At 64.9% G+C, this 23,255-nt stretch carries 12 protein-coding genes and 1 pseudogene; all 13 read left to right on the forward strand.

Annotated elements, in window-relative coordinates; genetic code table 11:
- Positions 1–209: 209 nt before the first annotated feature.
- The 13 genes and pseudogenes from KX816_13795 to KX816_13855 all read left to right on the forward strand — a co-directional run bounded on the left by KX816_13795 (position 210) and on the right by KX816_13855 (position 23,180).
- On the forward strand, positions 210–1,430 hold the full coding sequence (locus KX816_13795; GenBank protein ID QXQ08577.1) for a TolC family protein: 1,221 nt from the start codon (positions 210–212) through the stop codon (positions 1,428–1,430).
- A complete protein-coding gene (locus KX816_13800) occupies positions 1,427–4,636 on the forward strand; it encodes a CusA/CzcA family heavy metal efflux RND transporter (protein QXQ05322.1) in 3,210 nt (1,069 codons plus the stop codon). The genes KX816_13795 and KX816_13800 overlap by 4 nt, the downstream gene beginning before the upstream one ends.
- A gap of 319 nt (positions 4,637–4,955) precedes the next feature.
- Complete coding sequence (locus tag KX816_13805; GenBank protein QXQ05323.1) at positions 4,956–6,893, forward strand: S9 family peptidase; 1,938 nt, start codon at positions 4,956–4,958, stop codon at positions 6,891–6,893.
- Between the two features lie 11 nt (positions 6,894–6,904).
- On the forward strand, positions 6,905–7,927 hold the full coding sequence (locus tag KX816_13810; GenBank protein ID QXQ05324.1) for an acetamidase/formamidase family protein: 1,023 nt from the start codon (positions 6,905–6,907) through the stop codon (positions 7,925–7,927).
- A gap of 23 nt (positions 7,928–7,950) precedes the next feature.
- On the forward strand, positions 7,951–9,102 hold the full coding sequence (locus KX816_13815; GenBank protein ID QXQ05325.1) for a M42 family metallopeptidase: 1,152 nt from the start codon (positions 7,951–7,953) through the stop codon (positions 9,100–9,102).
- A 22-nt stretch (positions 9,103–9,124) separates the two neighbouring features.
- On the forward strand, positions 9,125–10,666 hold the full coding sequence (locus tag KX816_13820) for a M28 family peptidase (GenBank protein ID QXQ08578.1): 1,542 nt from the start codon (positions 9,125–9,127) through the stop codon (positions 10,664–10,666).
- Positions 10,667–10,860: 194 nt separating this feature from the next.
- Complete coding sequence (locus tag KX816_13825; protein QXQ05326.1) at positions 10,861–11,553, forward strand: LuxR C-terminal-related transcriptional regulator; 693 nt, start codon at positions 10,861–10,863, stop codon at positions 11,551–11,553.
- A gap of 308 nt (positions 11,554–11,861) precedes the next feature.
- Positions 11,862–14,864 carry a TonB-dependent receptor gene (locus tag KX816_13830; GenBank protein ID QXQ05327.1) on the forward strand — a complete coding sequence of 1,001 codons (3,003 nt, stop codon included), beginning with the start codon at positions 11,862–11,864 and terminating at the stop codon, positions 14,862–14,864.
- Positions 14,865–14,901: 37 nt separating this feature from the next.
- Positions 14,902–16,998: a S9 family peptidase gene (locus tag KX816_13835; GenBank protein QXQ05328.1), complete on the forward strand. Its 2,097-nt coding sequence runs from the start codon at positions 14,902–14,904 to the stop codon at positions 16,996–16,998.
- A complete protein-coding gene (locus KX816_13840) occupies positions 16,995–18,080 on the forward strand; it encodes an alpha/beta fold hydrolase (protein QXQ05329.1) in 1,086 nt (361 codons plus the stop codon). The genes KX816_13835 and KX816_13840 overlap by 4 nt, the downstream gene beginning before the upstream one ends.
- The gene (locus KX816_13845; protein ID QXQ05330.1) at positions 18,077–19,693 is read left to right on the forward strand and encodes an amidase; all 1,617 of its coding nucleotides are present in this window, start codon (positions 18,077–18,079) and stop codon (positions 19,691–19,693) included. The genes KX816_13840 and KX816_13845 overlap by 4 nt, the downstream gene beginning before the upstream one ends.
- Before the next feature lie 30 nt (positions 19,694–19,723).
- Positions 19,724–20,993 (forward strand): annotated as a pseudogene (locus tag KX816_13850) (amidohydrolase family protein).
- A 96-nt stretch (positions 20,994–21,089) separates the two neighbouring features.
- Complete coding sequence (locus tag KX816_13855) at positions 21,090–23,180, forward strand: prolyl oligopeptidase family serine peptidase (GenBank protein ID QXQ05331.1); 2,091 nt, start codon at positions 21,090–21,092, stop codon at positions 23,178–23,180.
- Positions 23,181–23,255 lie beyond the last annotated feature (75 nt).

Raw genomic sequence — 23,255 nt, forward strand, 5'->3', positions numbered from 1 at the left:
GCATCGGCCACCGTCAACTGAATAACAGTTCAGACTCTGAACTAGGATTTAGTCGACCGTGGAGGACTGCGGTCGCTAGCAGGCTGGCTGAACTTCCAGGAGACAAATTCATGCGGACCGCCGCTTTGGCCCTCCGCGTCGGCGTAAGGATGATCTGTGTCGGAGGACTGGCGATCGCACTGGCACCTGCCGTCGCAGCGCCTGTCGACATGCAGGCGGCCGTCAGCATCGACCAACTCGTCGACGATATCATCGCCAACAATGCCGAGCGGCAGTTCTACGAGCGCGAGTTGTCGGCGGCGCGGGTTGGACGTCGGGCGGCGGGTCGGCTCGTCGATCCCGAACTGATCGTCGAGTTCGGCGAGAAGACGACGAGCGGCGCGACGACCGGCAGCGACGGCAGTGGCGGCGGACGGACCCTCGGACCGGGGCCCGCCTATCAGGTGTCGATCGTCCAGCCACTCGAGTTCAACGGCCGCATCGCGCTGCGCCGGGCGATCGCCGAGCGCCAGATCGATCTCGCTACGCTTGGCTATCAGCAATATACCGCAACTCTGGCAGCACGTGCTCGAACGCTCGCATACACCCTGTTCACAGCGACGACGAAGGCGGACGGAGCAAGCGCGGTAGCGGCACGGATCGAAGCTGTCGCGGCGGTAACTGTCCAGCGCGATATCGCGGGACCCTCACCGCTTATCGGTGCCCGCATCCTCGAAGCCGGAGCCCTGACCGCCCGTCGGCAGGCCGAGACGGCGATCGCTGACTATAATGCGGCGCTCTACGAGTTGAACCAGCTGAGGGGTACGCCGTTCGCGTCGCGGATACGGCTGATCACGCCGCCGATTGCCCTGCCACCGCTACCGAGCCAGGCGGTGTTGCTCGAACGGGCGCACACCGGCAATTTCGAAATCCGCAGCCTGCAGGCAGAACTTGATCAGCAGGGCTTGAAGACTTCGCTAGCCCGGCGCTCGCGAGTGGGCTCGGTCAACGTCGGACCCTATTACAGGCAGGAAACGGCGGGCACGACCGACCGCTTCGCCGGTATCCATGTCACCGTGCCGCTACCCCTGTGGAACCGTCAGGCCGGCGATGTCGCCGTCGAGGAGGGGCGGGTCGCGCAGGCCGAATCGGCGCTGTTCAGCCAGATCCGCACGGTCGAACGCAGCCTGTTCGATCAGGCGGCAATCTATCGCGCGCGGACCGCCAGCCTTGCCCGCCTGCCCGCCGAAAGCGCCACCCGCTTCCGCGAGATGGCTGACCTTGCCGAGCGCAGCTACCGCCTCGGCGCGGTAAGTGCGAGCATCTATCTCGACGCCCAGCGCCAGTATCTCGACGCTACGACGGCGATCGTCGATACCCGCCGCGAGGCGCTCGCCGCCGGTCTGCAGGTCGATCTCCTCACCGGCAATATCGCCGGCGATCCGCGGTGATCGTCGCACTGGTCGATTGGGCGACCCGCGCCCGCGGCGTCGTGCTGCTGTTCACAGCGCTGCTGATCGCCGCCGGTGGCTATGCGCTCTACACGCTGCCGCTCGATGCGGTGCCGGACATCACGGGCATTCAGGTCCAGGTCAACACGCCGGTCGCGGCGCTGGCACCGGAGGAGGTCGAGCAGCGCGTTACCGTGCCGATGGAGCGGCTGATGGCGGGCGTGCCGGGCATGACGGACATGCGCTCGATCACCAAGGCCGGCCTATCGCAACTGACGATGACCTTCGAGGACGGCACCGACTATCTGCGGGCTCGCCAGTTGGTCGGTGAGCGGCTGACCCAGCTAACGGGGTTGCCGCCGGACTCCCAGCCGACGCTGGCACCGATCTCGACCGGGCTTGGCGAGATCATGTATTACACACTCGACTATGCCCCCGGCGCCAAGCGGCCGCCGGACCCGGCGCAGGCGCTTATGGAGCTGTACGAGACCCAGGAATACGGGGTCAAGCCGATGCTCCGCGCAATCCAGGGCGTTGCCGAGGTCAACAGCAACGGCGGGCGGGAAGCGCAGTTTCTGGTCGAGCCGCGCCCCGAGCGGCTGCGCGATGCCGGGATCACGTTCGGCGAGCTTGCCGACATGATCGCCGAGAATGTCGAGAACAGCGGCGGCGGCTCGATCACCCAGGGCGCCGAACGGCTGACGGTGCGGACTACCGGGCGCGTCACCAGCGTCGCCGAGATTCGCGCCCTGCCGGTCAAGTTTGCAGCCGGAATCCTGCCGCTGACCGTTGGCGATCTTGCCGAGGTGACCATCGGTTCGCGCATTCGGACCGGCGCGGCGACCACCAACGGACACGAGATCGTGCTGGGTACGGTGATGATGCTGATCGGCGAGAACAGCCACACCGTCGCCAAGCGTGTCGCCGAGGCTTTGCCCGCAGTCCGCAAGTCGCTGCCCAAGGGTATGACGCTGACCGTCCAGTACAGTCGTGCCGACCTTGTCGACGAGACGATCAGCACAGTGCAGAAGAACCTCAGTGAAGGTGCGATCCTGGTTTGTGTCGTCCTGCTGTTCGCACTCGGCAACTGGCGCGCGGCGCTGCTGGTTGCGGTCGTCATCCCGACCGCGTTCCTGGTCGCCATCGGCGGGATGCGCATCGGCGGTGTCTCGGGCAATCTGATGAGCCTTGGCGCCCTCGACTTCGGCATGGTCGTCGACGGAGCGATCGTCATCGTCGAGAACGCGCTGCGGATGATGACCCGACGTCGCGCCGAAAAAGGCGACGATCTCGACCCCGAGGAACGCCGCGTTGCAGTCGTCGACGCCGCCAGGCAGGTGGTCGGGCCGATGGTGTTCGGCGTCGTCATCATCACCCTGGTCTATGTGCCGGTGCTGTCGCTCACCGAGGTCGAGGGCAAGACCTTTCACCCGATGGCGATCTCGGTGATGCTGGCGCTGGCCGGTGCGTTGGCGATGGCGCTGACGCTGGTGCCGATGCTGACGGCATGGTTCCTTCGCCCCGGCGGCAAGGCCGGCGACAAGGAACGCGACAGCTGGATCATGCGCCACGCCGCGCGCGCCTACCGGCCGGCGCTGGACTTCGCTCTCGGCCATAGCTGGGTCGTCGTTCTGGTCGCGGTAGCGCTGCTGGCCGGTGCGGGGATCCTCGGCAGCCGGCTCGGCGGCGAGTTTACGCCCAAGCTCGACGAGGGGTCGATCACGACCATGGTCTACAAACCGGTCGGCATGAGCCTCCCGGCATCGCTGGCGATCGAAAAGACGACCGAGCGGACGATCCTGCAACGCTTTCCGCAGGTCACCCATGTGTTCTCGCGGATTGGCACCAGCGAGGTCGCAACCGATCCGATGCCACCGAACGAGAACGACCTCTACATCTTCTACAAGCCCGTCGCCGATTGGCCGAAGGGCGACGGCCAGCCGGTCGACAAACCGGGGCTGATCAAGGCGATCGAGAAAACGCTGAAAGACAAGGTAGCGGATCAGACCTACGAGTTCGCCCAACCGATCGAGATGCGCTTCAACGAGATGCTGGAGGGCACGCGTTCGGACGTCTCGGTCAAGATTTTCGGCGAGGATTACGACCAGCTCGAAAAGCTGACGGCTGCCGTTGGAAAGGCGATCAAGGCAACCCCGGGCGCCGGCAATATCGAGCCCGAGAGCAACGGCCGCGTCAAGACGCTGGTGGTCCACATCGATCACGCCATGCTCGCGCGCTATAACCTCAAGCTTGCCGAGGTGAACAAGGCGATTAGCGCAGCGATCGCCGGCCAGACCAGCGGCGCGATCATGGAAGACGGGCACCGCCACGAGGTCGTGGTCCGCATGACCGAGGCGAACCGTGCCGACTTTGCCGCGATCGAGGCGTTGCCGCTGCGCGTCGGCACCGATGGCATCATCCCGCTCGGCCGCGTCGCGAAGCTGGAAGTGACCAGGACCGTCGAACCGATCCTTCGCGACGATGCCCACCGCCGCGCCGCGCTGATGGTCAGCCTGGGCGACCGTGACGTCGAGGGCTTCGTCCGCGAGGCGCAGCAGCGCGTTGCCAAGGCCGTCAAGATGCCGCCGGGCTATACCGTCAAGTTCGGCGGCCAGTTCCGCAGCCTCGAGACCGCTCGCGCCCGCCTGTCGATCGTCGTGCCGGCGACGCTCGTCGTGATCTTCATCCTGATCAACTTTGCGCTGGGCAGCCTGCGCCAGGCGGCAATCGTGTTCTCCGGTATCCCGCTGGCGATCACCGGTGGCGTGTTCGCGCTGACGCTGCGTGGCATGCCGTTCAGCATTACTGCCGCAATCGGGTTCATCGCGCTGATGGGCGTCGCCATGCTCAACGGGCTCGTCATGCTGACCCACATCAACGACCTTCGCGGCAACGGCGAAAGTCTCGACGACGCCGTCCATCACGGCTCGCTCGACCGATTACGGCCGGTGCTGGCGACCGCGCTGGTGGCGAGCCTCGGCTTCATCCCGATGGCGATCGCGACGGGACCCGGTGCCGAGGTGCAACGCCCGCTGGCGACGGTCGTCATTGGCGGCATTATTACTTCGACGCTGCTGACGCTCGTCCTACTGCCGGCGCTATACCGCTGGGTGGAAGGCCGCCGACCGTTGGAGAGCCGTACTGACGATGCCATGGTGGACACTGATGAGAGCACGGCGACCCAATTGGCGTCAGCGCGATGCTGACTACTCACTACTTTCGTCGAAATCCGGACAAAATATTATCCGGCCGTGCCGCTGCTGCGCCACAGTGATTACGACGCCTGAATTATGGACGGATTTGTAAGAGCAACATGAACTTGTACAGGTTGCGGCGACGTCTTTCCTCGTTGGTCGCGATCACGGTCGGATATTTGGCACGAAGGCCGGCTCCCGCGCCGGCGCCTCACGACCGACACGCGGCGAGCCGATCCCCTAGTTGGGGGGGTGGCTATTTCAACCGGGGGTCTGTGTGTTTCCGATGTCGACGGAAGATCATTGTCGAGTCCCGACCTGGAAAGATCGCATGCAGATCGTCAAAACTCTCGCTTTGCTAACTTCGTCGGGATTGATTATCGCCGCCGTTCCGACACCGGATCGCCCGCGGACAAACCCGCAATCGGTCGCATCGGTGCGGAACCCAGCTGCCGGCCCGATTTCCCTCGACGATCTGGCATTCTCGCGCTCGATTGCCTCGGCGGCGTGGAGCGCTGACGGCAAACAGGTGTACGTTTCGACAAATCTTACCGGTCGCTTCAATCTATGGCGTGTCGATGCAGCCGGCAGTTGGCCCGTCCAGATAACCCAGTCGGACGATCGCCAGGGTGACATCGCGGTGTCGCCGGACGGCCGTACGACCTACTTCACGCAGGACAAGGGCGGCGACGAACAATACGATATCTATGCGGTGGCGACCGGGGGAAGCGCGGTCAACCTGACCAACACGCCCGAGGTACGCGAGGAGGGCGTGCTGCCGTCACCCGACGGCCGCCTGATCGCCACCTCGACCAAGCGCCGCACCGACGCCCAGGTCAATCTCGCCGTGATTGACGTCGCGACGCGGCAGGTGCGGACCCTGACCGATGAAGCCGATCCGCAGTGGCGCTGGCAGGCGGTCGCGTGGATCGACCGCGGCCGCGCGCTCATCGCCAATCGCGGCAACGCGGACTCGACAGCGAGTGAGATCTGGCGGATCGACACCGTGACCGGGAAGGCAACGCCGCTGGCCCGCAAGGATGCGACCCTCTACATCGCGGAGGACGCGACCGCGGACGGGGGCGTGATCGCGGTCAGCAGCAACGACCGCAGCGGGCAGCTTCATGCCGGGCTCTATCGCTCAGTTAGCGGCAAATGGCAGTGGCTGAAGCCGACGCCGTGGGAACAGAGCGCACGGACGCTGTCACGGGACGGCCGGCGCGTGATCACCCAGACCAACATCGACGGCCGGTCGGTACTCGGACTGGTCGACGTCGCTTCGCTCGTGGAACGCGAGTTGCCGCTGCCGCCTGGTTTGAATGCGGTGGCGGCGCAGCCGGGCTTTTCGCCGGACTCGCGGCGCCTGCTAGTCACGCATTCCGGTGCCGACGCGCCGAGCGACCTGTATGTCGTGGATGTGGCAACGCAGAAGGCGGCACCGCTGACGCAGCTCTCAATGGCCAGCCTGGTGACGGCGAACCTGCCGAAATCGATGATCGCAACCTACAGCAGCTTCGACGGAACGCCGGTCAGCGCGATCGTAACGATGCCGTTCAACCTGAAGCGCGACGGTCGCAACCCCGCCGTGGTTATTCCGCATGGCGGTCCGACCGGTCAGACGCAGGACGGCTTTAGCCCTACCGCTACCGCCCTCGCATCGCGCGGCTATGTCGTGATCCAGCCCAACCCGCGCGGCTCAACCGGCTATGGCACGGCGTTCCAGAAAGCCAATTTCAAAGACCTCGGCGGCGGCGACCTTAAGGACGAGATCGCCGCCAAGGACTTCCTTGTCGCAACGGGCTACGTCGATCCGCGAAGGGTGGGCATCACGGGCGGCTCGTACGGCGGCTTCATGACGCTGATGGCGATCGGCCGGACCCCCGATGCGTTCGCCGCCGCGGTGCAGATGTACGGGATCATTAATTGGCGGACGATGTGGGCGCATGAGGACGCGCTGCTGCAGGCCTACCAGCGTTCGCTGATCGGCGACCCGGCGGTCGACGGCGCGGTCTACGACGCGGCCTCGCCGCTGACCTACCTGCAAGCCGCCAAGGCACCACTGCTGTCGCTGCAGGGCGACAACGACATCCGCGTGCCCCGTGGCCAAGCGCAGGAAGTCGCCGATCTGCTCAAGGCCAAGGGCAATGTCGTCGAGACGGTCTTCTATCCCGGCGAGGGTCACGGCTTTGCCAAGCGGGAGACCCAGGTCGACGCACTGCGGCGGACGGTGGCCTGGTTCGACCGCTATCTCGCTCCGGCGGGCAAATGAGGCGCACAGCTATGTCGACGACCAGGATCTTCCGCGGGCTGTCAGTCGCCGCGTTGCTTGCCGCCGCGCCGGCGTCGGCAGCGACCTACACGCTGGAGGCGACCCCCTCGACGGTCGCCTGGGGCAACTACGACGCCGCCGCCAAGCCGGTGCTGCGCATCCGCTCGGGCGATACGGTCGTCTTTCATACGCTGCTGACCAATAGCCCGACCGGCCTCGAGAAAGCGGGAGTGGCTCCCGCCGACGTAGAGCCGGCGCTGCGGAAGGTCTTCGACGAGGTCAAGGACCGCGGCCCCGGCGGGCATATCCTGACCGGCCCGGTGTACATCGAGGGCGCCGAGCCGGGCGACACGCTCGAAATCCGCATTCGCAAGATCGAGCTGGCGATCCCCTACGCCTACAACGCCTTCCGCTACGGTGCCGGCTTCCTGACCGACGATTTCCCCTATGCGCGAATGAAGATCGTGCCGCTCGACCGCAAGGCAATGGTCGCCGAATTCGGGCCGGGCGTGCGTATCCCGCTACGACCCTTCTTCGGCAGCATGGGGGTCGCGCCGCCACCGGCCTTCGGTCGCTACGACAGCGCGCCGCCGACGATCATCGGCGGTAACATGGACGACAAGGCGCTGGTCGCCGGCACGACGCTGTTCCTGCCGGTGCACGCCAGCGGCGCGTTGTTCGAGATCGGCGACGGTCACGCCGCGCAGGGCAACGGCGAGGTCGATATCACCGCGCTCGAGACCTCGCTGGTCGGCACGCTCGAGTTCGTCCTGCACAAGGGCGAGGCATCGTCGTATCCGCGAGCCGAGACACCCACCCATTATATCGCGATGGGGTTCGACGACGATCTCAGCAACGCCACCCGCAAGGCGCTGCGCAACATGATCGACTTCCTCGTCGCGCGGAAACATTTGAGCCGCGACGACGCTTACATGCTGATCAGCGTTGCCGGCGATGTCGAAGTCACCGAGCTCGTCGACCACAACAAGGGTGTCCATGTGATGCTGCCCAAAGCGGTGTTCACGCGGCCGTAAACCCTCCGATCCGGGAGAGTAGAATGCGCAAGATTGCCCTGTACTTCGGCAGTGTCGTCCTGCTGGCGCTGGCTGGCGGTGCCGCGGCGCAACCGCCAACGGACCGGACTACTCGCCTGCTTGGCGAACTGGCGGATGCGCCGGGCACATCGGGGTTCGAGGAGGCGGTGCGGGCGATCATGGTTCGCGAACTGAAGCCGTTGAGCGACGATCTGCGCTACGACGGGGTCGGCTCGGTCATCGCCCGCCATGGCAGTTCGGGACCGAAAGTCATGCTCGATGCGCACATGGACGAGCTTGGTGGCGTCGTCCGCCGGGTCACGCCGACCGGTTTCCTGTCGATGCAGATGCTCGGCGGCTGGCTCGATCAGGCGCTTCCCGACCAGCGCTGGGTGATCATCGGCAGCAAGGGCCCGGTCAAGGCAGTGACCGGCATCCGGGACATCCATGTGGTTCCCGCGGACGAGCGGACCAAGGTCTTTCCGCGGGACAGCCTGTATCTCGACGTCGGTGCACGGAACGCCGCGGACGTCGCCGCGCTCGGGATCGGCCCGGGCGACCCGGTCGTCCCGGATGCGCCCTTCGAAGTGCTGGCGGGCGGCAAGCGCTATCTCGGCAAGGCTTGGGACGACCGCGTCGGGTGCGCGGTCGTCATCGAAGCGCTGCGTCGACTGCGCGCCAGCGGCCATCCCAACCAGCTGTTCGTCGCGGCCACCGTGCAGGAGGAAGTCGGATTGCGCGGTGCCCGCACCGCCGCCGATTTGATCAAACCCGACATCGGCATTGCCATCGAGGGCGGCATCACCGGCGACAGCCCCGGCCGCAGTCCGGAAGAGACTCAGGCGGTGCTCGGCGATGGTCCCGGCATCTTCCTGTACGATTCAAGTACGCTGCCCAACCGCAGGTTCGTCGCGCTGGTTCGAGACACTGCCGGCAAGAGCGGGATCCCGCTCCAGCTCGATCTGGTCCAGGGCTATGGTGACGATTCCGCAGCAATCCAGGCGACCATGGGCGGCGTGCCGACCGTCAACCTCGTCGTGCCGGCGCGCTATACCCACGCCCACAACGGCGTTATCGACCGCGCCGACTTCGATCGCATGGTCGATCTCGTCGTCGCCCTGGTCGCCCGGCTCGATGCTTCGACCGTCGCCCGCCTGCGCGACTTCGCTCCTTGAGATGGCCAACATGAATCGGTGGATGCCGACCTTTCGCATCGTCTTGGCTGCGGCCGTCTTGCCGGTGCTGGCGTTCGCGCCGCCGACGATCGCGGATGGCGACACGCGCGCCTGGTGGGCGACCACCGCCGCACTGTCGACCGATGCAATGGCCGGGCGAGACACGGGTTCGCCCGGTTACGACCGCGCGGCGGACTATGTCACCGCACAGTTCAAGGCTGCAGGACTCCAGCCCGCCGGTAATAACGGCAGCTATCGCCAGAACGTGCCGCTTCACGAGGTCCGGGTCGATCCAGCGGGAACACACTTCAGTGTCGCTCATGCGGACGGCAGCGAGACGCCGCTCCGTTTCCTTCACCAGATCTCGGTAAGAGCCAACGCGGCGCTGCCGGCCGTCATCGAGGCTCCACTCAGCTTTCGGGGCTACTGCTCGCGCAGCGAGATGGGGACCGACCTCCGCGGCAAGATCGCCGTGTGCTTCGGGGGGCGCCGGTCCGCCGTTCCCGGTGCCGCCGAGCGTGCTGCCGCTGCGGCGGCTGCGGGTGCTGTCGGACTGATCGCAGTCGACGATCCCGGCTTTACGATCGAGCCGACGCGGTGGCCCGATGCCTATGCCCGGACAGTGACGTTCCGCGGCGACCCTGCTCCTGCCGACAAGGTCATCGTCATGCGGCTGGCTGCGGCCGCGCTGGAGAGCGTCATCGCTGGCTCGGGGCACGACGCAGCGGAGTTGCTGGCGGGCGGTGCGGCGTCACGGGCGCTACCGTTGTTCGACATTCCCGCTCGCCTCCGGGCCAGCTTCCGCACCACACTCCGCGACATCGCGTCGGACAACGTCCTCGGCATCCTACCCGGGACCGACCCGAAGTTGCACCGCGAGGTCATCGTCGTTTCCGCACATCTCGACGGCTATGGCTCCGGCGAAGCGGTCGATAGCGACACAATGTACAATGGCGCGTTCGACGACGCCGCCTATGTCGCGACGCTGATCCGGCTGGCCGAGCGGCGGCACGGTAAGGGCTTCCGCCGCAGCGTGCTGTTCGCGGCCTTCACCGGCGAGGAGAAGGGGCTGCTCGGGGCGACGTGGTTCACAAGGCATCCGACGCGGCCACGCAAGCACCTCGCCGCCGACATCAATCTCGACCAGTTGCGCCCGCTCTTCCCGTTGCGCATCCTCACCGTGCATGCGCTGGCAGACACGACACTAGGCGCGACCGTTGCTGCAGTGGCGGCGGCGATGCACATCGAGACCCGCGCCGACCGCGAGCCTGAGCGGAACCTGCTGCAGCGCGCCGATCACTGGCCATTCCTCAAGATCGGCGTGCCAGCGACCGGCTTCATCTTCGGCTATGATGCGGGGACGGAAGCCGAACGGCGCTACCGCGAGTGGTACGCGGTTCGCTATCATCGGCCCCAAGACGACATGACCCAGCCGATCGACTTTCAGGCGGCAGCAGACTTCAACATGTTCTTTTATCGATTGACGGCTACTGTCGCGGACGCAGCCGCGCGCCCCGTCTTCATCAACGGCAGCAAGCTCCAAGACTCGGCTACTGCACGCTGATGCCGGAACGATCAGGTCCGAATAGTCACACTCAGTCCGAATACGACTTCTGTTACAGTTTTGTGGTTTCTTGCACTTACAAGCCTAACGGGAATCCGGTTCAGTGCCTTTGGCTGAACAGCGTCTGACGCGTCAAAGCGTGCAGCACTGTCGTCGTTGCACGAGGATGTCGAGTGACAACAGAGATTTGTGCGATGCCATACGAAGCCTCAAGCTTGCTCGACGGTGCTCGCGCTTTTGGCTTCGACAAGTGCCTGTATGTCGTCGAGGTGCTGGACGGCGAAACCGACCATCCGCTCGAGGCGATCGGCAGCGGGCTGACGGCCGAGTACATGAGCGGATACTTCAAGCGCATGCCACAGGATCCGCTACGCCGCATGGTTGCCCGCGGCGAAATCCCGGTCGGTAATACCCCGATCGCCTACGAGAACACCGGCTCGGCCTTGTCGATCGCGCTCGATCGCCGGCTGTCATCGAGCGATACGTCGTTGCTGCGCTGGTGCCTGTCGCAGGGAATTCGCACCGGGATCGGCTTCCGGATCCGCATGTCGCAGGGGCGTCACGCATCGCTCAATTTCTACAGTAGCGCGAGCCATGGACAGGGCAACCTCGATGCGGCGATGCAGGCCCTGTTCCTGATCGGCCATCAGATCCATGCCCGGCTCGAGCCGCAGGTACCGCAAGGCTGCGGCGACCTGTTGTCACGTCGTGAAGTCGAATGCCTCGACTGGATCGCGCGCGGTTTGGGCAACCGCCAGATTGCCGACACGCTCGGACTGTCGCCCGAGACTGTGAAGGATCACGTCAGCAGCCTGTTTCAGAAACTGTGCGTCAACTCCCGCGCACAAGCCGTCAGCCGCGGGCATGTCCTGTCGTACCTTGGCTGACGTTTCAACGCTTACCCCCATTTGGGGGGATGGGGCCGTTCAGTAAGCTACCATAAGCTGAACCCATCACATCGGCCGACCAAAGAGCCGACGAAACAGTACGTTATGGTGCGTATTGGGGCACTTCCGCGTACCTATAATCAGTCTCAATTGTCGAACGCATAATAGCTCCGGCACATGAGAGCTTGCGGCCCTGGGGTGGATTGTCGGCTGTTCGATCAAGGCAGTTATAACTGACAAGGGGTATTCGGATGAGACATCTTCGGTCACATTGGGAGCTGTTGGGAACTGCAGCGATAGCATCGCTCATGATCTTCGGGCAGCCTGCAGCGGCTCAGGTCGAGACTGCCGCCGCCGACTCCGCGCCCTCAACCGATAGCGCCGGAGCGAAATCGGAAGATATCATCGTCACCGGCTCGCGCATTCCCCGTGCCGGCTTCGACACTTTGCAGCCGGCACAGTCGGTCAGCGGCCAGACGCTCGCGGATCGCTCATTCCTCAATGCCGCCGACGCGCTCAACGAGTTGTCCGCATTCGGCACGCCCGGATCGAACAATACCGGTCAGCAGTCGGGGGCGAATGTCGGCCAGCAGTTCGTCAACCTCTACGGGCTCGGGGCGCAGCGGACGCTGGTACTGGTCAACGGTCGGCGCTTCGTCTCCGGTAACGCACCGACTCCGCCCGGAACCTTCGGCGGTGCGCCCGCCGGGCAGGAAGTCGACCTGAACACGATACCGTCCGGGCTGATCGACCATATCGAGGTATTATCGGTCGGCGGCGCGCCAATCTACGGCGCCGACGCTATCGCCGGCACTGTCAACGTCATCCTGAAGGACAAGTTCGAAGGGTTCGAGGTCGGCGGTCAGTACGGGATCTCGCGCGAGGGCGATGGCCGATCGTACCTCGGTCGGATCCTTGCGGGCGGGAACTTCGCCGATGGCCGTGGCAACGTCACCGCGACCGTGGAATATTCGCATCAGGACGGCCTGACTTATCTCGACCGTCCCAAGACGCTACCCTACGCGACCTTCCAGCCGTCGGATGCCTGCACCGCCCTCGGCTTCGGCGCGTGTTATGTCGCCAACGCGACGGTGCCGAGCATCTTTCCCGGCGGTATTCCCGCACTCAACGCCGGCTTGGCCAACGCTGGCAGCCCGAACTATCCCAATGCCATCCACAACGCCGCCGGTCAGGTGGTGGCATTCGCCCGCGACGGCACGCTGCAGCCTGTCAACCTCGGCATCCAGAACAACGGCCTGGTGTTCGGTTCGGGCGGCGACGGCGACAATCTCGCCGGCCAGTCGCAGTTCGTTGCGCCGATCAGACGCATCCTGTTCGACACGATCGGGCATTACGACGTAACCGACCACGTCCGCGCTTACTTCGAGACGCAGTTCTCGCACCAGGATGCGACTCTCTTAGCCGCCCAGCCGGCGTACCAGTCGGCGTTCTTTGCCAGTCAGAAGGGTGCCGCACCGATCCAGTTCGACCTCAGCAATCCCTATCTGACCGACCAGGCGAGGGCGACGCTTGCCGCCGCCGGCGCAGACACCTTTTACCTCTCGCGCGCCAATCTCGACCTGGCGCCGCAAAGCTTTTCCAACAACATAACCACCTACCGCGCGGTAGCCGGCCTCAAGGGCGACTTCCAGCTGCTCACCCGCAAGGTCAACTGGGACGCATCATTCAACTATGGCCGATCGGAGGGCCATGAAACCTACTACGATATCAACGAAGCCAATTTTCTGAATGCTGTCGATGTCGTCAAGGATCCGGCGAGCGGCAACATCGTCTGCCGCGTCACGCTGACCCCGCCGGCGGTGCCGGCCGGCGGCACCCAGCCGACCTCGGTCACTGCCTGCCAGCCGCTAAATCTGTTCGGCGCCGGTGCCCCGAGCGCCGCGGCGCGGGCCTTTGTCACTGCGCAGGATCAATCGATCTCGATCTTGACCCAGCGGGACGCGCAGATTAACGTCAACACCTCACCGTTCGACGTTTGGGCCGGTCCGGTCCAGGTTGCGGGTGGTTTCGAATACCGCCGGGAGACCGGGAGCTTCCAGGTCGACGCCTTCGCTGCCGCCGGGCTCGGTCGCGCTCCACCATCGAGCAGCGTTGCAGGCCGCTACCATTCCAAGGAGGTCTACGGCGAGGTCAACATTCCGATCGTCTCCGCCGACATGGGCTGGCGCTTCATCCACTCGATGGAGCTCGACGGCTCGTTCCGCCGCATCGACAACAACCTGTCCGGCAAGGTCAACGTCTACACGCTCGGCGGCAAGATATCGCCGATCAGTGATATCGAATTCCGCGGCAACTTCACGCACTCGGTGCGCGCACCGTCGATCGGCGAGTTGTTCCTGCCGACGACAAATACCCAGTCGTTCGCGCAGGATCCGTGCGATCCCAACTACATCTCGGGCATGGCCAACCGCGCTACGAATTGCGCGGCTGTGTTTGCGGCGCTCGGCGTGCCGCTGTCGACCTTCAAGTCGCAGGTCGTCAATGCCTCGGTACTGGGGACCACCGGGGGCAACCAGGACCTGCTCAACGAACGCGCCAATGCCTGGACCGCCGGTTTCGTCGCCCGGCCAAGCTTCATCCCGCGGCTGTCGCTGGCCATCGACTGGATCCACATTGGGCTGAAGGACCCGATCACCAGCCTGACGCTGACCCAGGTGATGGACGCGTGCTACGACGCCTCGGGATTCCCCAACAGCTTCTGCAACCTGTTCCAGCGCAACGGTGCCGGCCAAGTGACCGGCTTCAGCACGCCGCTGGTCAATGCCGGCGCGCAGAACTTCGCCGGCGCGCAGGCCGACCTCAGCTATAACTTCGACGTTGGGAGCGTGCCGTTGATCTCGCATCTCGGCCTGAGAGAGGGCGGTGACTACGGTAACCTGACCTTGGACCTCAATGCCTTCTACACCCAGAAGCACAATTACGAGATCCTCGGCATCACCACGCCGACGCTGGGCAACATCGGCGATCCGAAGTTCCGGATCAATGTCTCCGGACGCTACCGCAATGGGCCGCTCATGCTCTACCTTCAGGCCCGCCACATCAGCAGCGGCCAGCAGGACGTGACCCTGAAGCCGACGTCACAACAGATCCTCGGGGTCGGCAGCTATTGGGTGTGGAACAGCGCGGTCGCCTTCGACCTGAACGAGCGGATTACCACGCAACTGGTCGTCAACAACCTGTTTAGCCAGAAGCCGCCGCCCTACGCGATTAGCCTGAATGCCGGCGCGTCGCTCGGCAGCTACGATTATTTCGGCCAGTCGTTCACCTTCTCGGTCAAAGTCAAACTCTAGGCTTGCGCGCCCACCGGATCAAACAACGGAGGTCGGCATGGCCCACAAGTCTATACTAGTCGCGCTGGCCTTGGCGATCGCAACGACCGAGTTCGGCAGTGTTGCAACGACGGCCGGTCAAACGCCGCTGCAGCCACAGGACCTGTTCGGCTTGAGCCTCGCATCGACCCCGCAGGTCCGGCCCGACTCAAGCCTCATCGCCTATGTCCGCAAGAGCAACGACGTCATGACCGACATGGCGCACAATTCGGTGTGGCTGGTCGATCCAAAGACCCGCTTCCAGTTTCAGGTCAGCAGTGGCGCCGCCGACAGCACGCAACCAAAATGGTCCGCGAATGGTGACCGGCTGGCCTATGTCCGTGCCACGAAAGGCACGGCTGCGGACATCCTCATCTACAAGCCTTCCGACCAGACGACGACGCTCGTCGCCCGGGTCGAACGATCGCCCGGCCACCTTGCGTGGTCACCCGATGGCCGCAGCATCGCCTTTATCATGACAGAGCCGCATCCGGACGACGTACTCGGTGCGCCCCTCGTCAAGCCGCCGGGTGCAAATTGGGCCGAGCCGCTGCTAGTGGTCGGCAATGTCGCCTATCGCTCTGACGGGGTCGGCGCGCTCAAGCCCGGCAACGCCCATGTCTTTGTCGTCGCCACCGCCGGTACTGCCAACACCACCGCCGGGGCACCACGTCAGCTGACGACAGGCAAGTACGACGACGATGGCCCGCTGGCCTGGACCCCCGACGGCACGGCATTGGTCTTCACCAGCAAGCGCGGAACCGACTGGCAGCGCGACCCGCTGCGCAACAGCCTCTTCCGGGTGCAGGTCGCCGATGGCGCGATGACCCGGCTGTCGACGGTCGAGGGGCCCTATGCCTCGCCGAGCTTCTCGTTCGACGGGCGTCACCTCGCCTATACGGGGTTCACCGACCGCTACCGCGGCTATGAAAATCGCCGTTTGTTCGTCGCCGATGCCGACGGCGGACACCCGCGGATGCTGGCCGGCGATCTCGACCGCAGCCTCGAAGATCCGGTCTGGTCGGCCGACGACCGCAGCATCTACGCCAAATACACCGATCGCGGCGTGACCAAGGTCGCGCGCATCGACGTCGCCTCCGGCAAGCGCGTCGAGGTCGCCACCGGGCTCGGCGGTGACGGCTTCGACCTGCCCTATAGCGGCGGCGACTTCTCGGTCGGTCACGACGGCACGCTGGCGTTCACCAGCAGCACCTCCGACCGCCCCCCCGAACTCAGCATCGTCCGCAAGGGGCGGGCAACGCAACTAACGCGGCTGAACGCGGCGCTGCTCGACCGGCGCAGTCTCGGCCGCGTCGAGGCACTCGCGGTCAAGTCGTCGTTCGACGGCGCGCCGGTCGACGCCTGGCTGGTCCTGCCCCCGGCTTTCGATCCGGCGCGTAAATACCCGATGATTCTCGAGATCCATGGCGGTCCCTACGCCAGCTACGGGCCGGGCTTTGCCACCGACGGACAACTCTACGCAGCAGCGGGCTATGTCGTCGTCTACGCCAACCCGCGCGGCTCGACCTCTTACGGCGACGCCTTCGCCAACGGTATCGAGCACAGCTACCCCGGCACCGACTACGACGACCTGATGAGCACGGTAGACGCGGTAGTGGCGAAAGGCATTGTCGATCCGGCGCGGCTGTTCGTCACCGGTGGCTCGGGTGGCGGCGTGCTGACCGCGTGGATCGTCGGCAAGACCCACCGCTTCCGTGCCGCAGTCGCGCAGAAACCAGTGATCAACTGGTCGAGCGAGGTGCTGACTTCTGACATCTATCCGTGGATGGCGAAATACTGGTTCGGCAAGATGCCCTGGGAGGACCCGCAGAAATACTGGGCGCTGTCACCGCTGTCGCTGGTCGGCAACATCACGACGCCGACGCTTGTCGTCGTCGGCGACCAGGATATCCGGACTCCGGTCCCGGAGTCGGAGCAGCTCTACGGCGCGCTGCAATTGCGCGGCGTTCCGACCGGATTGGTCAAGGTGCCGGGTGCGTTCCACGACATGGCGGCAAGGCCCAGCCACGCAGCGGCGAAAGCCAGCGCGGTGCTGGCTTGGTTCGCCCGCTACGATGTCGGTGCGGCAACTCCAACACAGGTCACCGCTCGATGATCAGGCAGCTTTTGATGTCCCTCGCGCTGCTGACCGCCGCCGTCCCCGCCCATGCCGAGGACGGCGTCCGGCGAGCGTTCGTCGTCAAGGACTTCAAGCTCGAGAACGGCACCGTGCTCCCCGAGGCCAGGGTGATGTATGCGACCTACGGCACGTTGAACAAGGCGCGCGACAATGCCGTGTTGCTGCCTTCCCACTACATGGCCGACGCGCATGGCTACGAGTGGTTGATCGGTCCCGACAAGGCGCTCGATCCGGCGAAATACTTTCTCGTGACCACCGAGTTGTTCGGCAACGGCAAGTCGTCCTCGCCGAGCAACACCCCGCCACCGTTCCACGGTCCGAACTTTCCGGTGACGACGATCCGCGACAATGTTGCCGTGGTTCACCGTCTGCTCGGCGAGACGTTTCGGATCGCCCACCTGCGCGCCGTCGTAGGCTTTTCGATGGGCGGGCAGCAGGCGTTCCAGTGGGCGGTCAGCTACCCCGACTTCGCCGACCGGATCGTTGTCACCTCGGCCACCGCCAAGACCTATCCGCACGGCGTCGTCCGGCTCGAAAGCCAGATCATCGCGCTGACCACCGACCCGGCCTTCGCCGGGGGCGACTATACCACCCAGCCCAAGCGAGGGCTGGAGGCGTTCGGTGCGGTGTGGGCGGCGTGGCTGTTTTCGCAGGAGTGGTGGCGCGATGAATTGTGGCGCGCCGGCTCCCCCCCTGGCACGACCTTCCAGAAGGTGTTCGACGGTTTCCACAAGGACTTCATTCCCGGTGCCGACGCCAACGACCTGATCCTCCAGATGCGAACATGGGAGGTGCACGATGTCGGCACGACCCCGGGCTTCGGCGGTGATGTCAAGCGTGCGCTCGCGTCGATCAAGGTGCCGCTACTGTATATGCCGTCGGAGACCGACCTATATTTCCCGGTCGGCGATGCGCGCTACGAAGCACAGTTCATCCCGCATGTGACCCTGACGCCGATCCCGTCATTGTGGGGTCATACCGCCGGTGCCGCCAGCAACCCAGCCGACGCCAAGTTTCTCAACGACACCATCGGTGCCTTCCTCAACGGGCCCCGATGAACCGGTCAACCGTGGAGACAGTCTTGCAGCCGACCCTTCCCCTCGTCGCCGCCATCGCGCTGATCGCCGCCGGCCCGGCGCCGAAGTACGATATCGTCGAGAAGTCCATTCCCGAACTCCAGGCCGATCTCGCCGCTGGCAGGACGACATCGGCGGCGCTGGTGAGGTTGTACGGGGCGCGGATCGCGGCGCTTAATCCGAAGTTACATGCGGTTATCGTCCTGAACCCGGCAGCCCCTGCCGCAGCCGCAGCCGCCGATGCGGCGCGGCGGGCTGGACGGCCCGGGGGACCGCTCGCCGGTATTCCAATCCTGCTCAAGGACAACATCGAGAGCCTCGATCCCATAGCAACCACCGCTGGCTCCCTGGCACTGGCGAAGAATATCGGCGGCCGCGACGCACCGCTGGTGGCACGCCTGCGCGCGGCAGGTGCGATCATTCTTGGCAAGACCAACCTGTCGGAATGGGCAAACATCCGTTCGTCGCACTCGATCAGTGGATGGAGCGCGGTCGGCGGCCAGGCGCGCAATCCCTACGCGTTCGACCGCAATACGTGCGGATCGAGCGCTGGATCAGGCGCAGCCGCTGCCGCCAGTTTCGCGGCGGCGACGATCGGCACCGAAACCGACGGCTCGGTCACCTGTCCGGCGGCGATCAACGGGCTGGTAGGGCTGAAGCCAACCGTCGGCCTGGTCTCGCGCACCTTCATCGTACCGATCAGCCATAGCCAGGATACTGCCGGTCCGATGACGCGGAGCGTGCGCGATGCGGCGCTGGTGCTCGATGCGATGGCGGGCAGCGATCCGGCCGACCCGGCAACGAAGGCCGCCAATTCGATGGGACATGATTTCGCTGCGGCCCTCAAGCCGGGGGCGCTCAAGGGTGTCCGCGTCGGCGTGCTGCGCTTCGCCGCCGATTTCCACCCCGAAACCGAGGTGGTATTCAAGAAGTCGCTGGCCGTCCTCCAGGCAGCGGGCGCGACGCTGGTCGACATCGCCAAGTTTCCGGGAGACGCCAAGCTCGGAGAGCTTGAGCAGGCCGTGCTGATGACCGAGCTCAAGGCCGACCTGAATGGCTATCTCGCCTCGACCAATCCCGAGCGCGTCCGGACCCGCTCGCTGGCTGACCTGATCGCCTTCGACAAGGCGCATGCGGCTCAGGAGATGCCGTTGTTCGGACAGGAGCTGTTCGAAACCGCAGAGAAAACCAAAGGTCTGGCCGACCCGGCCTATCTCAAGGCCGTGGCCGACGCCCATCGGCTTGCCGGACCTGAGGGCATCGACAAACTCCTCGCCGATAACAAAGTCAGCGTGCTGGTCGCACCGACACTCGGACCATCGTGGCTGATCGATCCGGTCCTCAAGGACAATTTTGCCGGTGGTGGTGCCGGGCAGGCACCAGCGGTGGCAGGCTATCCGCACCTGACCGTGCCGATGGGGCTGGTCGACGGCCTGCCAGTCGGGCTGTCGTTCATCGGTGCTGCGTGGAGCGACCGCACTTTGCTCGCCTACGGTTACGCCTTCGAGCAGGCAGCGCAGGCACGTCGCCCACCTCGCTATCTACCGACGGTCGAGATCAAGTCGCTGGCGGCGGCGAACGCGGGCATTCGCTGAAGTGAGCGAGCTGCACAATTGGGGACTGTCATGATCAAGATGGCTCGACACCTGCTGGCAGCGATGCTGCTGGCGACGGCTGGCGTCTCGCACGCCGAGGACATCGTCATCCATGCCGGGCACCTAATCGACGCGGTCCAGGGTGTCGATCGTCATTCATGATAACCGCATCGTCGGGGTCCAGCCGGGCTTCGTCGCCCCGCCCGGCGCGCGGGTCATCGACCTGTCGAACGCCACGGTGCTGCCCGGCCTGATCGACTGCCACGTCCATATAACCACGCAATTCGATGGCGGCGATCCGATCCGCGAGGCGGTGACGCGCTCGGCCCTCGACGCGGCGTTTCTCTCGACCCGCTACGTAAAGGCGACGCTTGACGCCGGTTTTACGACGGTGCGCGATGTCGGCTCCGACACCGACCTCGTCGTTGCCCTGAAGCGCGCGATTGCCACCGGCACGATCCCCGGCCCGAGGATGTTTGTCGCCGGCGCTGCCCTCGGGCCCACCGGTGGCCACGGCGACCCCGCCAACGGGCTCGACCCGGCGCTGTCACACCCCGGCTGGAGCGACGTGACGATCGACGGCGCCGACGCCGCACGGCGCACGGTCCGCAACTTCAAGCGGCGCGGCGTCGACCTGATCAAGATCATGCCGTCCGGCGGCGTGCTGTCGATCGGTGACGATCCCAACCTGCAACTGATGTCGGACGACGAGATCAAGGCCGTCGTCGACACTGCCCACGCGCTACACATGAAGGTCGCGGCGCACGTCCACGGCACGCAGGCGATCAATCACGCCATCATGATGGGTGTCGACTCGATCGAGCATGGCTCGTTTGCCGATGCCGAGTCGCACAAGCTGTTCAAGGCGCACGGCACTTATCTCGTGCCAACGCTACTGATCGGCGAGCGCGTCCTCGAGATCGCGCGTAGCCACCCCGAGCAACTGCCGCCGAGCGCGGCTGCCAAGGCCATCGCAGTCGTGCCGGTCATGCAGGCCAACTTCGGCAAGGCCTATCGGGCCGGGGTCAAGATCGCGTTCGGTACTGACGAGAGCCTGGTGCCGCACGGGCAAAACGCGCGAGAGTTCGAACTTATGGTCAAGGGTGGCATGACGCCGATCGACGCGATCTGGGCCGCTACGGCGAACGCTGCCGACTTGATCGGCGATGCCGAGGATATCGGCTCGGTTCAAGCCGGCCGCTACGCCGACCTCGTCGCGGTCAGCGGCGACCCGTTGAAGGACATCACGGAGCTTCAGAGGGTGATGTTCGTGATGAAGAATGGTGTGACAATTCGTTGACCGAGCCACCGCACACGCGGCGGAAGCGGCAACAGGATCGTTATCGGGCGGTACATTCTGCGATTATGGCAGCGCCTAAGTTACGGGAAACTCTCGATGAAAAAAGCGGCGGTGATATTGGCGGGCGTACTCTCGGTGGGGGCTTCGGCGCAGTTGCCGCCAGACCCCTATATCTGGCTTGAGGACGTATCCTCGCCGCGTTCTCTGGCGTGGGTAGATGCCGAAAACGCGCAGACCGTGGCCCTGTTCGAGAAGGATCGGCGCTATCCGGCACTGTTCGCCGACGCGCTCAAGATCGCAGAAGCCACCGACCGCATCCCGATGCCCGAACTGATCGGCGGCAACGTCACCAACTTCTGGCAGGACAAGACCCACGTCCGCGGCATCTGGCGAACGACGACGCTCGCCGACTACCGGAGCGCCGCGCCACACTGGAGGACCTTGCTTGACCTCGACGCGCTGTCGGCCGCCGACAAGGCCAATTACGTCTGGAAGGGCGCAAACTGCGAGCCGGTTGCCGAGCGACGCTGCATGATCGCCCTGTCGGATGGCGGCGAGGATGCGACCGTGCTGCGCGAGTTCGATCTAGGCACTGGTCACCTGGTCGACGGCGGTTTCAACCTGCCAACCAGCAAGCAGAATGTTGTGTGGGAGGATCCCGATACATTGCTGGTCGCGCGCGACTGGGGGCCGGGCACAATGACGGCGGCGGGCTATGCCTTCGTGGTCAAGCGCCTCCATCGTGGCCAACCGCTGAGCGCCGCGCATGAGGTCTACCGCGGCACTCCCCAGGACGGCGGATACGGAGTCTACCCGTTCGCGCTGATCGACGGCCAGGGTCACCGCGCCACCGGTATCGTCCGAACCGTGACCACTTTCGAAAGTGAAATCCACCTGTTCGGCACGTCGGGAATGATCAAGGTCGACGCGCCTCCGAAGCTCGAACTGTCCGGGCTGGTCGACGGCAAGCTGATCTTCAACCTCGCGAGTCCCTGGCCGGTGGCGGGGAAGCCGGCAATCCCGGCAGGTGCGGTCGTCGCGGTCGATGCTGCGGCTGCCGCGACCGGCAAGCCGCTGTCGCCCGAGACCGTGTTCATGCCGAATGCGCGCCAATCCGTCGACGGCGTCGAGGTCACTAGGTCCGCCGTGATCGCCACGATCTACGACAACGTTCGTGGCCGCGCTTATAGCTTCAAACCGGTATCGGGCGGGTGGCAAGCGACGCGACTCGCGCTGCCAGACAATGCCTCTGTCGACCTTGTCGCCAGCGACCCGCACAGCGACGACGCGTTCTTCAGCGTCGCCAGCTTTCTGACCCCGACAACGCTGTGGCAGGGCGAGATCGGGACCTCGAAAATTGCGCAGATCAAGGCTGTGCCGGCGCGCTTCGACGCGTCGAACTTTGTCACCGAGCAGTTCGAGGCGACATCGAAGGACGGTACGAAAATCCCTTATTTCGTCACGCACCGAAAAGGCGTGAAGCTCGACGGCACGACGCCGACCATCCTGACGGCCTATGGAGGCTTCCAGGTGTCGGAGACGCCTTCCTACCGCGCCGTCACCGGCAAATTGTGGATGGAACGCGGCGGGGCCTACGCAGTCGCCAATATCCGCGGCGGCGGCGAGTTCGGACCGGCGTGGCACGAGGCGGCGTTGAAAACCAAACGTCAGAACGCCTACGATGACTTTGCTGCGGTCGGCGAGGACCTGATCGCGCGCAAGCTCACCAGCCCGCGCCGGCTCGGCATCAGCGGTGGCTCCAACGGCGGACTGCTGATGGGTGTCGAGATGACCCAGCGACCGGATCTGTGGCACGCGGTCGAGATCGACGTACCGCTGCTCGACATGCTGCGCATCGAGAAGATCGCCGCGGGCGCATCGTGGGTCGGCGAATATGGCAGCGTCGCCAACCCCGACGAGCTGGCGTTCTGGCAGAAGGTGTCGCCCTACCAGCAGCTTAGGAAAGGTGTCGCATACCCGACGCCGTACATCTTCACGACTACCAAGGATGACCGCGTCGGTCCGGTACACGCCCGGAAATTCGCGGCGCGGATGAAGGAGCTGGCGCTGCCCTATTACTACTACGAGAACACTGAAGGCGGACACGGCGCTGGTGCGAATTTAAAGCAAGTGGCGCGCACGACCACCTTGGGCATGATCTATTTCACGCGGATGCTGATGGATTAGGAACCGCTCCCAAGCAGGCGCCGCGCGCCCGTAACCCGTTTGCAACACATCATCATCCGAAGACGAGCTGCGTCA

This window comes from Sphingosinicellaceae bacterium (assembly GCA_019285715.1).
Lineage (GTDB): Bacteria > Pseudomonadota > Alphaproteobacteria > Sphingomonadales > Sphingomonadaceae > Glacieibacterium.

Coding starts and splice junctions, on each gene's coding strand:
- KX816_13825 (QXQ05326.1), top strand. CDS start 10,861: ATGCCATACGAAGCCTCAAGCTTGCTCGACGGTGCTCGCGCTTTTGGC.
- KX816_13840 (QXQ05329.1), top strand. CDS start 16,995: ATGATCAGGCAGCTTTTGATGTCCCTCGCGCTGCTGACCGCCGCCGTC.
- KX816_13810 (QXQ05324.1), top strand. CDS start 6,905: ATGTCGACGACCAGGATCTTCCGCGGGCTGTCAGTCGCCGCGTTGCTT.
- KX816_13855 (QXQ05331.1), top strand. CDS start 21,090: ATGAAAAAAGCGGCGGTGATATTGGCGGGCGTACTCTCGGTGGGGGCT.
- KX816_13820 (QXQ08578.1), top strand. CDS start 9,125: ATGCCGACCTTTCGCATCGTCTTGGCTGCGGCCGTCTTGCCGGTGCTG.
- KX816_13795 (QXQ08577.1), top strand. CDS start 210: ATGCAGGCGGCCGTCAGCATCGACCAACTCGTCGACGATATCATCGCC.
- KX816_13835 (QXQ05328.1), top strand. CDS start 14,902: ATGGCCCACAAGTCTATACTAGTCGCGCTGGCCTTGGCGATCGCAACG.
- KX816_13805 (QXQ05323.1), top strand. CDS start 4,956: ATGCAGATCGTCAAAACTCTCGCTTTGCTAACTTCGTCGGGATTGATT.
- KX816_13830 (QXQ05327.1), top strand. CDS start 11,862: ATGATCTTCGGGCAGCCTGCAGCGGCTCAGGTCGAGACTGCCGCCGCC.
- KX816_13845 (QXQ05330.1), top strand. CDS start 18,077: ATGAACCGGTCAACCGTGGAGACAGTCTTGCAGCCGACCCTTCCCCTC.
- KX816_13815 (QXQ05325.1), top strand. CDS start 7,951: ATGCGCAAGATTGCCCTGTACTTCGGCAGTGTCGTCCTGCTGGCGCTG.